The following is a 14358-nucleotide window of genomic DNA, read 5'->3' as shown; positions in this document are numbered from 1 at the left end:
CTAAAAGTTTAGTGAGTTGATATTACTTCTAACTCTTTTTTAATAATTGGTTTTTTCTCTGGAAAAGGAATACTATCTAATTGTTTTGTTAACGGCTTTATGTATTCCAAATACGTTGGTTTGATTTTAGGATCTAAAGGTTCTGCTGCTGGTAACTTTTCTCTAAAAGGATCTACCTGTCTTCCATTCTTCCAAAAACGATAGCAAACATGAGGTCCACTTGTATTACCAGTCATTCCTACCCAACCAATAATATCTCCTTGCTTTACATAGTCTCCTGCTCTTACCTTTCTTTTTTTCATATGTAAATATTGAGTAGAATATGTACTATTATGTTTTACTTTTACGTAGTTTCCATTACCTCCTCTTCTCTTCGATTCTACAACAGTTCCACTAGCAGTTGTCATAATAGGAGTACCATATGGCGCAGCAAAATCAGTTCCTTTATGAGGTCTTATTCTGTTTCCATATAATTTAATTTTACGTCTTAAATTATAGCGTGAGGATATTCTGTATTGAAACTTTATTGGAGACTTTAAGAAAGCTCTTCTCAACATGTTTCCTTCTTTATCGTAGTACTCTGCTATATTCTTTATAGTATCTGCGGTAAACCTATATGCATATAAATCTTCTCCTTTATGATTGAATATAGCAGCTTTAATTTTTCCATAACCAACTAAAGTAGTATCATTAATATAACGTTCTTCAAAAACTAATTTAAACTTATCTCCTTTTTGTAAACGATAAAAATCTAAGGTCCAAGCATAAATATCGGCTACTCTATTAGTAAGTGTTGGTTTTAACCCTAAACTATCCATAGTTACAGATAAGTTTGAATTAATCTCTCCAGCGATTTCTTTTTCTATAATTTTTACAGGTTCTTTATACTTGTACGCAGAAATTATTGAATCTTTAAAATCAATAACTGTGGCGTTTACTAAATTATGTTTGTAAATAAAAACTTGTGCTTTTTCTAAGGTGTCTTTAGATGCCAAAATCATATATGGCTTTCCTGTTCTTACTCTTCTAACATCAAACGTATCCTTTATTTTTGTAGCTATCTCATTAATTTTAGGATACATAACATGATGACGATCTAAAATTACCCCAAAGCTCTCCCCATTTTTTATAGTGTCATTGATTACTTTGTAGTTATCTAAATTAAATCCATATGCATAAACAGGTTCTGGAACCTCTTCAATCTTCACGGGTTCCACAACAGGTTCTTTCTTCTCTTCTTTACATGAGAGAAAAGCACCTATTATACATAAAAAGAGGGCTATTTTTTTCAAGTAGTAAGTTATTTTTGTTAGTAGCTCGAGCAAAAATACAAATAATTGCGATTGCATCTTACACTTTAACAATAACTAAACAACTTGCTTGTACTTAATCAAATACTATTTCAAACGGATTTGCTAACCCCTTATAAGCTTCCAATTCGGCTCTTAGTGAACCTACAGATAGTGAAGCCTTCATTTTAATTGGAATTTTGTTATCATCGGCAGTAATCCAAACGGTAACACTTTCTTGTTCTTTAAACACTCTACCCGCTTGAACTAACGGTCTAAATTTTTGAGTTTTTACCTTTCCAAACTTCGTCTTTAGTGTTTCATTTCCTAAAAAACGTAATTTAAAAGGATAACTTTTATTGTCAAAAAACATATCAACAGTAATCTCTTCTCCTTTTTTTAATTCTTTGGTATTATGATTTCTTAAATAGTAAAAAGTAGAAATCATGTCTTGTGGATTCTTTATAGAAACCGTTGTATCTTTTTGCTTTAAAAAATCTTGAATATATGCAGTATGATTGTCATGATTGAAGGTTGTATGACGGTGCTTCTTATACCCTCCTTCATCAATTTTTCTTTTGAATAAATAGGGTTTTACATCTTCAACATCAAAATAGCTCTCATACACATCATCAACTTTAAAAAACCAACTTACCATACCCGAAGTCCAACCAGTTCCTCTAGCATGGAGTACCTTCTTACCGTTTAACTCTTCTTCTGTTAATTTTAACTCAGCTGTTCCTGCTTTTAAGAAACCACTATAACTCATTCTATACCTCAACCACTCTCCTCCTTGAAATGCGGGTGTTGCTTTTTCTTGAGCTTTCATACTTATTGTAAAAACAAGTATTGCTAAAAGGGACATTGCTTTTTTCACGCGTTTTACATTTTATTATTGGTACAATCTATAACTTAAAAACTACTATAGTTTGTTTCCTATTCTTCAAACTTATAAAAAATAGATTGACAATTACCGTTCCAAAATAAAAAAAAGAGGTTAAAACCAACCTCTTTTTATTTTATAAAAACATTAAAACTAGAATGTACCCCAGTTTTTAAGCTCTTCTTCACTCCATAAATATGGGAAGAAAATTCTTCTTTGATACTTAGGATGTAAATACTTTCTCCAATTACTTCCTCCTGTTGCTTCTAGAGCAGTATCATCTCCTCCTAGATATTTTCCAGCAGCATTGTAATGTGCCATTACCCATTTAACATTTACGGTATAATCGTAATGACGCATGGCTTCTATCAATTCTTTATCTTCTTGAACTTCTTTAGGTAATTGTTTAAATTTCTTTGAAAGATTGCAATCATTATAGTCTTCCATAAAATCAATAAACTCACCCATGTATTTCTTTTCAAACAACTGTAACAAGGTTGTTTTTTGTCCTGTAGAATAATTCTTTCCTGCCGCTTGCCAATACAAATGATCATATGCATTTTTAAAAGAAGAGTTTCTATCAATTGTATCTCTAAAGCGAGCATCTATTAAATTGATCAACTCTGTTGATGCAAACTCTATTTTTCTGTATTGTGCACTTTGAAAACCACTTGCAGGAGTTAGTGTATTTCTAAACTTCAAGTATTGATCTACATCCATTCCTTCTCCCATAACCGAAAAAGAACTGCTTAAAACATCAAAATATCTACTAATTCTCATTAAGTGTTTTGTAAACTTCTCAGCAGATATATCATTTGATTTTGCTACTTGATCTATTTCCCAAAGAATCATTTTAAACAACAATTCATTTACCTGATGATACATAATGAACACCATTTCATCTGGTTGAGTTGTTCTTGGGATTTGTAATCCTAAAAGTGCATCGGTTTGAATATAATCCCAGTAGGTAATTGGTTTACTCCATAGTAAACCTTCTAACATAGCTTCTACTGGAACCCCTAACTCATCATATTTATTTTCTATTGATTTTAATATTTCTTCTTTACTCATTGTTTTGTTTATTAAAAATAGGTTTAAAATTCACTTTTTGTTTCTAAGGTGAATTTTATGAGAAGGGAGATTTTATATTTAAATATCGATCCATCTTTTATACCTAAAAACCAAGAAACGCAACATATATGTTTTGATTCTTGGCTTTTGACTTTTATTAATTGAACTATATTCCTATAGTGTTCCTCTTAATTGTTGTTCTCTTTCAATTGACTCGAACAATGCTTTGAAGTTTCCTGCTCCAAAACCACGTGCTCCCATTCTTTGAATGATTTCGAAGAATAATGTTGGTCTATCCTCTACAGGTTTTGTAAAGATTTGTAATAAATAACCTTCTTCATCTGCATCGATCATGATACCTAAACCTTTTAATTTTTCGATATCTTCTCTTAGTTCATGACTAAATTCTTCTAATCTCCCAGGAACTGCTTTATAGTATTCTTCTGGAGGAGTCGATAAAAACTCTACTCCATTAGAACGTAACTGAGTTACAGTTTTAATTATATCATCAGTTGCAACTGCAATATGTTGTACTCCTGCTCCTTCGTAAAAATCTAAATACTCTTCAATTTGAGAACGTTTTTTACCTTTAGCTGGCTCATTTATTGGAAATTTAATCCTACCATTTCCGTTAGACATTACCTTACTCATTAATGCAGAATACTCTGTATGGATTTGTTTATCATCGAATGATAAAAAGTTTTCAAACCCCATTACATCTTCATACCATTTTACCCAAACATCCATTTGATTCCAGCCAACATTTCCAACCATATGGTCAATATACTTTAAACCTGCTGCTGGTGGATTATAATCTGATTCCCACTTTTGAAACCCTGGTAAAAAAGCTCCATTATAGTTTTTACGTTCTACGAACATATGTACTGTTTCTCCGTAGGTATAAATTCCTGCTCTAACAACCTCTCCATGCTCATCTGTTTCAACTGTAGGCTCCATATACGATTTTGCTCCACGAGAAGTAGTTTCTTTATATGCCTGTCTTGCATCTTCTACCCAAAGCGCAACAACTTTTACCCCATCACCATGTTTTACTATATGATCATTAATTGGTGATTTACTGTTTAATGGAGTCGTAAGCATTAATTTGATTTTGTCTTGGGTTAAGACATAACTTACAGAATCTGTTGCTCCTGTTTCTAATCCGCGATATGCGTGCGATTGAAATCCGAATGCTGTTTTATAAAAATGCGCTGCTTGTTTTGCATTTCCTACATAAAACTCTACATAATCTGTTCCTAAAAGTGGTAAGAAGTCTTGTGCTCCTTCAAATATTTTTTCTAAACCGTAGTTTACTGATTTTATTTCTTTACTCATGATGTTGTTTGTTGTTTTTGTTATTCTAACCAAGATTTGTAATAATCTTCATCGGCTATTTTCATTGCTTCTTCAGTTACTTTTAATGGTTTGAATGTATCAACCATCACTGCTAATTCTTCGGTAACTGTTTCTCCTATACTTCTCTCTGTTGCTCCTGGATGAGGACCATGAGGAATTCCTGCTGGATGCAATGAAATATGTCCAGCATCAATATCATTTCTACTCATGAAGTCTCCATCTACATAATACAATACCTCATCAGAATCAATATTACTATGATTGTAAGGTGCTGGAATAGCATCTGGATGATAATCGTATAATCTAGGAACAAAACTACAGATAACAAACGCATCTGTTTCAAATGTTTGGTGTACTGGTGGTGGTTGATGCACACGACCAGTTATTGGTTCAAAATCGTGAATTGAAAATGCATACGGATAATTATATCCATCATATCCTACTACATCAAAAGGATGAGAAGCATATACCATTTCAATGATTTCATCTTGTTTCTTTACTTTAATTAAAAAGTCTCCTTTTTCGTTATAGGTTTCTAATTCTTCTGGTCTACGGATATCACGCTCACAAAATGGAGAGTGTTCTAATAATTGTCCGAACCAATTACGATATCTTTTGGGTGTATATACCGGGCGGTATGATTCAACTATAAACAAACGATTTTCTTCAGTATCAAAATCAAGTTTATAAATCATTCCACGAGGAATTACTAAATAATCTCCGTATTTAAAATCTAAATTACCATACATAGTACGTAATTTCCCTGTTCCTCTATGAACAAAAATTACTTCATCTGCATCAGTATTTTTATAAAAATAATCTTTGGTAGACTCTTTTGGAGCAGATAAAATAATATTACAATCTGAATTTGTTAATACTACTTTTCTACTCTCTAAATAATCATTTTGAGGAGGTACTTGAAATCCTCTAAAACGATAAGATTGTATATTATTTGCTTTCGCCACTTTTGGAGCAACTGAATATTGCTTACGAATTTCCTTAACCATTGTTGGTCTAAATTCGTGGTAAGAATTGGTCGACATCCCATCAAAACCAATAGTACCAAACAATTGTTCGTAATATAAACTTCCGTTCTCTTTGCGGAATTGTGTGTGACGTTTAGGTGGTATTTTTCCTAATTTATGATAAAAAGGCATAACTTAATGTAATAAATGAATTTATAAAATAATGTTACAATCTTCTAAGACAAGAAAGTTGCTACATCCTTAACTACTTAACAAGGTAAGTACCATTACTCAGGATTTCGCTTAATCATAAATTTCAAATGTGCTAAAAGACCTAGCCAATACATTATTTAAGCATTTAGTTGTTGTCTTACAAATATACAGATTTTAAAAATGGTATTCCTTTATATCAATTTCAAAAATTTATTTATTTAAATTTAATCTAAATAAATGTTGCTGAATTGTTTTCTCTAACATACATTTGTTGCTTAATTATTTTTAACAAATCTAAATAAAAACAAATGAAGAGAGTTATACTAGCCATATTTCTACTTACTACATTGGCAATAACAGCTCAAAATTCGCTAGTTAGTGGTAAAATATTCGACAACAACAATAACCCCTTAACGGGAGTTACTGTGCTACTTAAAAATTCGCAAATCGGTACGCAAACCGATATTGATGGAAATTTTGAAATTTCCAATTTAACTGAAGGAGAACAAGCATCTCTTGTGATATCCTATGTCGGTTTTAAAACCAAAACTATTAACGTGACCATTCCTCAACAAAACATAAACATAGTTATGTTTGAAGGGAATGAACTATTACAGGAAGTTGTAATTGATACCGATAGAAAAAACAAGTTTTCAAGAAAGAAGACTGCTTATGTTTCTAAACTTCCTTTGAGAAATATTGAAAACTCACAGGTGTATAGTACCATTACCAATCAGCTTTTAGTTTCTCAAAATGTTACAAACTTCTCAGACGCTTTAAAAAATGCCGTTGGTGTCGATCAGTTATGGCCATCAACAGGTAGAAGTGGAGATGGTGCTGGATATTATTCAGTTAGAGGTTTCTCAGTTCAACCACAGTTGGTAAATGGTATGCCTGGTATTACCAATGGTTTTATCAACCCTTCTAATGTTGAACGCGTAGAAGTAATCAAAGGGCCTTCTGCAACTTTATTTGGAAGTACAGTAACTTCTTATGGTGGTCTTATTAACATTGTTACTAAAAAACCTTTTAAAGGAACCGGAGGTAACATTTCTGTTGGTGCTGGTTCATTTGGTTTTAAAAAACTTACTGCTGATATTAACACAACTGATGAAAGCAAAAAATTCTCATTGCGCTTAAATGCTGGATTCCAATCTGAAGATAGCTTTCAAGATGCTGGATTTAGAAAATCACATTTTATTGCTCCAGCAATTTCGTATCAAGTAAATGATAAGTTAACCCTTAACCTAAGTTATGAGTTATCTTCAACAGATCAAACAAATCAAGTTTTCTTGTTCCTAAATAGAGCAGCTCCATTAACATTTAAAAACATTAGTGAGTTAAATTATAATACAGATTTATCGTTAACAAATGATGATGTTTCTATTAAAAACCCAACTCAGAACTATCGTGGAGAAATAGCCTATAAAATAACAGACAACTGGTCTTCTCAAACAATTATTGCAGGTGGTAATGCAAAGTCTCAAGGGTACTATACGTATTTATATAACTTACAAGCAGATATGTTTGGTTTATATGCTCAAAACACCAATGCAGAAACCAACACATTGAACTTGCAACAAAACTTTACAGGAGATTTTAAAATTGGAGATTTTAGAAACAGATTAGTAGTTGGTGCTGATTATTTAGAATCTCAAACAATTGATAAAAGTTCAAACTGGAGAGGAATACATGTGGTAAACCCACAAGGACAAGTAATACCTGTTCCTGCAGCGTTAGGATTTGCCAACCTACCTATTAACAGAGCTAATATAAACTTGGCATTAGCCAATGCCGGCAATGTAAATACTGATGTAAATCAGAATATCTTAGGAGCGTACATTTCAAACGTAGTAAACATTTCACCTCAGTTATCTTTTATGGCTGGTGTTCGTTATGATCGTTTTGATTATGAGGGTGACAAAAACAATCCACAAGATGATCAAACAGAATACACAAAATCAACATTCTCACCAAAATTTGGAGTTGTTTATCAACCAATTTTAAATAAGGTTTCTGTTTTTGCAAACTATCAAAACGGATTCTCTTATGTTAATCCAGAATTAACCTTAATAGATGCTAACAACCCAGCAGCTGGAACACGATTATTATCATTTGATTTAGAAAGAGCCAATCAATTTGAAACAGGGGTTAAAACGAACTTATTCAACAATAAATTAGAAGCTACAGTAAGTTATTATAACATTCTAGTAAGTGATAAAATTATTGGTTTTGGACCTACTAAAACACAAGATGGTAAAGTACGAAGTCAGGGTATTGAAATTGAAGCAAATGCAAATCCAATTAATGGATTAAACCTTAGAGGAGGATTTAGTTATAATGATTCTGAAATATTAGAATCTGCTTCAAATCCAGCAATTATCGGAAATCGATTTGGAGAAGCTGGAGCTAAATTTAACTATAACTTCTGGGCAGATTATAAGTTCGGACAAGGAACTCTTAAAAACTTTGGAGTTTCTGGAGGGTTTAATGGTGCTAGCGATTTTAACACAATGGAAAACTATCCAATATCAGGAGAGTTTATTCTTCCAGCATATACAGTATTCAATGCTGCAGTATACTATGAAAACGATAAAATTCGAGCAAGTGTAAATGTAAACAACTTCACCAACGAAACGTATTACAAAGGATGGAGTACAGTTACACCTCAACAACCAAGAGCTTTTTACGGTTCACTAACCTACAAGTTCTAGATTAGATTAATTTTTTGAATTAATAATAATTGACCAAACCTAAAACTCTGAACCATGTGTTCAGAGTTTTTTTATACATAACAAGCTACTATTTTAGACTTTACTTATTTTTATTTAAAATAAATCTAAATAAACTTTGTTGTTAATGTTTTGCTAAATATCTTTGTGCCGTTTTTTAAACTATTAATCTTATTAAATCTAAATTAAAACAATGAAAAGGTTTTTAACAACTATAGTATTTTTTATAGCTATGGTAAATGCAGTAGCTCAAAGTGGCTCTGTAACAGGTACTGTTGTTGATAACAGTAACCAACCTTTAGTGGGAGTTAACATTCTTATTAAAGGAACTGAAAAAGGAGGGCAAACTGATTTCGATGGGAAATTTGAAATCAAAAATGTTCCAACAGGTAGTCAAATATTAGAAGTGTCTTATATTGGATACAAGACAAAATTGATAAATGCGACTGTTCCTGCAAATAATATTGCTATCGTTTTAAATGAAGGGAATGAATTATTAGAAGAAATTGAAATTACTTCTAGAAATAATAAGTTTTCTCGTAAAAAGACTGCTTATGTTTCTAAATTACCTTTAAAAGATTTAGAAAACTCACAAGTATACTCAACGATCACATCCGATATATTAGAATCTCAAATTATTACAAATTTAGAAGATGCTTTAAACAATTCAACGGGTATTAGTAAATTATGGGAAGCTACTGGTAGAGCACCAAGTGAAGGAACTGGATATTTCTCAGTTCGTGGTTTTGCTACGCAACCAAAACTAGTAGATGGTATGCCTGGTTTTACATTAAGTGCATTAGATCCTTCATATATTGAAAGAATTGAAGTTGTAAAAGGGCCTTCTGCTACATTATTTGGTAGTACAGATACTTCTTTAGGTGGTTTAATCAATATTGTTACTAAAAAACCTTTTAAAGGAAAAGGCGGGAGTGTGTCTTACACAGCTGGTTCATTTGGCTTAAACAGATTATCAGTTGATTTCAATACTCCATTATCTGAATCTAAGAAAACATACTTCAGATTAAATGCATCGTATTTAACTCAAGATAGTTTCCAAGATGCTGGCTTCAGAAATACATTTTTTGCTGCTCCATCTATTACGCATAAAGTAAACAATCGTTTAAACATATCTTTTGGTTTTGAATTTGCTAAAAATTCTCAAACAAACCCTTCTATGTTATTTGTTAACAGATTAGGTAGAGGAAGATTAACTGCTCTTTTAAGCGGAATTCCAAACGCACCTGCAATTAATTATCCAACGAATGTTGCTGAATTAAATGTAGATCCTAACAAATCATTTACATCAAATGATGTGGCTTTAAATACATTAAACTTTAATACGAGATCTATAATAGATTATAAACTTTCAGATCAATGGACTTCTCAAACTGTTTTCGCAAGTAGTTATGGTAGAACAAAAGGTTTTTATCAATATAACATTGATGGTGGAGCAGTTGGCTTACTACAAGGTTTATCACAATTAACTCCTTTGATGCAACACCCTACATTAGGGCCTATCGTTACCCCTATCATTTCGCCAATGCTTAATGACGCAGTAAGATTATCTGCTTCTCCTGCATTTACACGTATTTTCGACAAGAGAAATGCAAATGCAACAAACTATAACATTCAACAGAATTTTATTGGAGATTTTAAAATAGGTGATTTAAGAAATCGTTTTGTAGGAGGATTAGATTTTGTAAGCAGATCTCAACACTCTAGAAACCAAAATGGAAATCAAGCGATTACTCAAACTCCACATTTAAATAGTTTACTAACTATTCTTGACAATGTGCCTCAGTTAAACGCTATCGGAAATCAACTTAGAACTCAATTAAACGGATTCCCGTACTTTGATGCATTATTAACTGCGCAAGGGGAAGTTATTCCTAACGTATTTACTCCTAATGCTGCTTATTCTACTAATAGAGGAAGTTTAGAAGCTGCTTTTCAAAATGTACCAGTTAACGATATTAGAACAAACTCTAAAACCTATGCTGCATATGTTTCGAATGTGTTAAATGTAACTCCAGAATTAACAGTTAGTTTAGGATTAAGAGTTGATCATTTCGATCAAGATGGTGATACATCGAAATCAGATGATGATTATACCAAAACTACTTTTTCTCCAAAAGCTGGTTTAGTGTATCAAATAATTCCTAATGAGTTATCTGTTTTTGGTAACTATCAAACAGGATTTGTAAATAAAGATCCTGTTATTGTTACATTAACATCGGTAGACCCAAATACTGGAGTGTCTCAAAATGACCCATATGTACAAAATTTTGACCCAATAAAAGCTACCCAGTTTGAAGGAGGAATTAAGACTAGTATTTTCTCTGATAAATTAAACTTAGGTGCTTCATATTACCATATTATAGCAAACAATGTTACAACAACAGACCCAACAGCTTTATTAACTACTGCACAAATTGATATTAAAGAAGTGGTAAGTAAGGGTATTGAACTTGAGTTAAATGCAAATCCAATTAATGGGTTAAACATTAGAGCTTCTTATGCTTATAACGAAAGTGAAGTAACAGATGCATATAGTAGCTTTGCAATTCGCTATATACCTAGAGTAGATGCTGCTACAGGAAACCCAGTACTCAACCCATTAACAGGTCAACCTATTTTTGATCCTAAAGTTGGAAATGATGTTCCAGAATTACAAGGTAGAAGACCAGAAGAATCTGGACCTCAACACAACTATAACTTCTGGGCAGATTATAAATTCCCTGAAGGAACGTTCTTAGAAAGATTTGGTCTTGGTGCTGGATTTAATGGAGCTTCTGAGCATTTAACAATTAATAATGCTGTTTCAGGAACTTTTACTTTACCAAGCTATACTATATATAACGCAGGAGTATATTATGACTCTGAAAAAGTTAGAGTTGGTTTAAAGATGAATAACATTACTGATAAGACTTACTATAAAGGATGGAGTACAGTAAATGTACAAGCTCCAAGAGCTGTTTTAGGTACAGTAACATTAAAGTTTTAAATTAAAAGTAACGTTTACGTTTGTATAAAACAATTTGAATAACAACCCAAAACTCTTGGTCAGAATTTGACTAAGGGTTTTGTGGTTTCAAAAAAAGAAAGAATGATTACAAGCATTGTTTTAATTATTTTCTTGGGAAGTATTGCACTCTATAGCAGATCTGAAAAAGCTGTATTGGACGAGCAAACAAGATTAGGGAAATGGCTACAAGATCACAACAAAGAATCTAAAATAATTGGTATTGTATCTATAGTTATTTCTTTGATACTTGCTTGTCTAACTTTAGGACTTATGCCTGGCATTATGATTTGGTTAATTGTACTTATGATAACATTAAGTCTACTCATCATTTTCTCCCCTTTGAAAATTGTAAAATACAAAAGCTTACTGATTCTCTTTACTTTTTTTCTAATTGTAGAAATCATTACACTTATCTAAAACTAATTATGCCCGCCAATTCAAAACATTTAACAAAATCTCCAGCTCAACAGTTTGCAAAAATTTCAGCAGGAATTATTGGAGGATATATTGTTACAGCACTATTTCACATGTGCTTAGCTTTATGGCTACCCAATCCAAAAGAAGTTCTTATTACTTCTATTTATACACATTTTATTGTTTGGTGTGCCCTATTAATTGTACCATTTCTTTTTAAAAATGGATGGAAAGCTTGGGGACTGTACATAGTGATTAGTATACTACTTTTTGGTATTTATTATTTAGGCAATCAACAAAACCCATTTGTATAATGAGTAACAGAAATTACAATGTGTTTTTTAATACACATACGGTAAGCGGTATCGTGATTAGTGTTGCTCTATATGTGATTTTTTTTGCAGGTGTTTTTGCATTATTCAAGGATGAAATAGAAGCATGGGAAGAAGCTAAGCATTCACAACATATTGCTAGAGAAAACATTGATTTTGATTTTTTATTAAATAAACTATCGGAAAACAATCATCTTACAAGCAGAGATATTCGATTTAACTTAGGACATAATAGTGATAATATTTATGTACTAATGGATGCTGCAAAGGATACATTAAACGTTCCTGTAGAAGCTAAAGGATTTACTTATTTATCAGTAAATATTAACTCAGGAGAAACAGCAACCTATGTAGAAAAGTATAGTTTAGGAGAATTCCTATACCGTTTACATTTCTTTGCCCAAATTCCAACTTTTGGGGTCTACCTTGCAGGGTTTGTTTCTTTATTCTTCTTGTTTGCTATTGTAACTGGAGTTATTGTACATTGGAAAAAAATCATTTCCAACTTTTACCAATTTAACCCTAAAGTTGTCTTAAAACGCGTTTGGACCGACGCTCATACTGCTTTAGGAATAATAGGATTGCCTTTTCAATTCATTTATGCAGTAACAGGTGCTTATTTCTGTTTAAGTATTTTGGTTTTAATTCCTGCTAACTTTTTATACAATGGTGATCAAAATAAACTGATGGAAGATTTACGACCAGATCGTAAAGTAATTGAATGGGTATCAAAAACAGAAAAAGAACTACCAAGTTTAAATGACTTCGTGCAAAAAAACACATCTCAATGGGAAGACTTTAATCCTGAATATGTTATCATCAAAAACTATGGTGGTATTAACATGCAATATCTTTTATTAGGAGCTTTAGAAACCGACAAGAAGTTTTTAAGCACAGGAAACATCATATATGACACCACAACTCAAAAAACTACATTAAACAGAGACCCTAACAATGCCAAATATGCCGATGACATTCAATTGTCTATGGGACGTTTACATTTTGGAAATTTTGGAGGTAAGCTAACAAAGTTTATATACTTTATCCTTGCCTTAATTACTTGTTTTGTAATTATAACGGGAGTTTTAATTTGGATAGAAGCCCGTAACAAAAAAAGTATGTCCTTAAAACAGCGATTATATACAGCAAAAGTAGGACATATATATATGGCTATTTGTCTATCATTATTTCCAGTAATAGCTCTTTTCTTCTTAGTTGTAAAACTATTGCCTGAAGCTTATCAAACGCAAAAAATGAGTATTCTATATACTTGGTTTTTCCTCGTTTGGTTAATAGCAACTATTTACTTTAGATTTAAAAGAAACAATTATTTTACTAATAAAATTACCTTGTTAGTTGGAGCTATTCTAGGAATTTTAGTTCCAATTACCAACGGAATTGTGTCAAACAATTGGGTTTGGAATACTTTTAAAGCTAAACAGTTTGACATTCTATCTATAGATTTATTGTGGATATTTCTTTCCCTAATTGCCTTATTTGCTTATTTCAAAATAAAACCAAACGTACAAACTCAAAGTGCCTTTGATAAACATCCTATAGATTATAAAAATCGAAAAGCCTTGTTAGCTGAAGAAGCTAAAAAATCAACTCTAAAATTAACCAACAACGAGAGTGAAGACCTCTCAAAACATAAAAATCATATACCTATGAGAACAAAGATTGTAATACTGTGGATATTTTTAGGAATTGGGTGGATAGTACATCATATGTACGGTTTATTCAACATCTATTATAATGAAACATTAATAATGGAAGGTGCCACTGGTGAAGCCCCATTAGTGCATCATATTTATCGAATTTTATTTGAAGGAATGTGTTTACTTTTTGGACTGTTAACCTTAGAAGTTTCTAAAAAATGGTTTAAAGTAACTTCATTAGTATGGGCTGGTATTGCTGCACTATACAACGTATATCATTTTATAGAAGCTATCTTACATGAAAGTGGGAATGTTTCTGAAATTTTTATGCTTACTCTAGTAGCAATAGCAAGTATATTCTTAGTTAAAAACATTTACAAATGGATTCAAGAAAATTAAGCTTTAAAGCTTAATTTT

Annotated in this window: 10 protein-coding genes; 5 read left to right on the top strand and 5 right to left on the bottom strand. The window is 31.8% G+C overall.

Going from position 1 to position 14358, the window contains the following annotated elements; genetic code table 11:
* Positions 1-8: 8 nt before the first annotated feature.
* The 5 genes from Q0873_RS09055 to Q0873_RS09035 form a co-directional block, all read right to left on the bottom strand.
* The gene (locus Q0873_RS09055) at positions 9-1292 is read right to left on the bottom strand and encodes a peptidoglycan DD-metalloendopeptidase family protein (protein ID WP_299106307.1); all 1284 of its coding nucleotides are present in this window, start codon (positions 1290-1292) and stop codon (positions 9-11) included.
* Positions 1293-1386: 94 nt separating this feature from the next.
* Positions 1387-2166 carry a DUF3108 domain-containing protein gene (locus Q0873_RS09050; protein WP_299106305.1) on the bottom strand — a complete coding sequence of 260 codons (780 nt, stop codon included), beginning with the start codon at positions 2164-2166 and terminating at the stop codon, positions 1387-1389.
* A 159-nt stretch (positions 2167-2325) separates the two neighbouring features.
* Entirely contained in the window at positions 2326-3243 is a 918-nt protein-coding gene (locus tag Q0873_RS09045) for a tryptophan 2,3-dioxygenase family protein (RefSeq protein WP_299106303.1), read from the bottom strand.
* A 174-nt stretch (positions 3244-3417) separates the two neighbouring features.
* Positions 3418-4578 (bottom strand): 4-hydroxyphenylpyruvate dioxygenase, encoded by a 1161-nt coding sequence (hppD, locus tag Q0873_RS09040; protein WP_299106301.1) that lies wholly within the window; start codon positions 4576-4578, stop codon positions 3418-3420.
* Positions 4579-4598: 20 nt separating this feature from the next.
* Entirely contained in the window at positions 4599-5756 is a 1158-nt protein-coding gene (locus tag Q0873_RS09035; RefSeq protein ID WP_299106299.1) for a homogentisate 1,2-dioxygenase, read from the bottom strand.
* 329 nt (positions 5757-6085) lie between these two features.
* Here Q0873_RS09035 and Q0873_RS09030 point away from each other — a divergent pair, with 329 nt between their 5' ends.
* From Q0873_RS09030 to Q0873_RS09010, 5 genes are all read left to right on the top strand, one after another.
* Positions 6086-8491, top strand: a complete 2406-nt coding sequence (locus Q0873_RS09030; protein WP_299106298.1) for a TonB-dependent receptor — start codon at positions 6086-6088, stop codon at positions 8489-8491.
* 211 nt (positions 8492-8702) lie between these two features.
* Positions 8703-11516, top strand: a complete 2814-nt coding sequence (locus Q0873_RS09025; RefSeq protein WP_299106296.1) for a TonB-dependent receptor — start codon at positions 8703-8705, stop codon at positions 11514-11516.
* A gap of 102 nt (positions 11517-11618) precedes the next feature.
* Entirely contained in the window at positions 11619-11954 is a 336-nt protein-coding gene (locus Q0873_RS09020) for a hypothetical protein (RefSeq protein ID WP_299106294.1), read from the top strand.
* A gap of 8 nt (positions 11955-11962) precedes the next feature.
* A complete protein-coding gene (locus Q0873_RS09015; protein ID WP_299106292.1) occupies positions 11963-12265 on the top strand; it encodes a hypothetical protein in 303 nt (100 codons plus the stop codon).
* A complete protein-coding gene (locus Q0873_RS09010; protein WP_299106290.1) occupies positions 12265-14340 on the top strand; it encodes a PepSY-associated TM helix domain-containing protein in 2076 nt (691 codons plus the stop codon). Before Q0873_RS09015 ends, Q0873_RS09010 begins: the two co-directional genes overlap by 1 nt.
* Positions 14341-14358: the final 18 nt, after the last annotated feature.

Source organism: uncultured Tenacibaculum sp. (assembly GCF_947498805.1).
In the GTDB taxonomy this organism is placed as follows: Bacteria; Bacteroidota; Bacteroidia; order Flavobacteriales; family Flavobacteriaceae; genus Polaribacter.
Note: the sequence above shows the minus strand (reverse complement) of the source record. Positions and strands in the feature narration are given on the sequence as shown.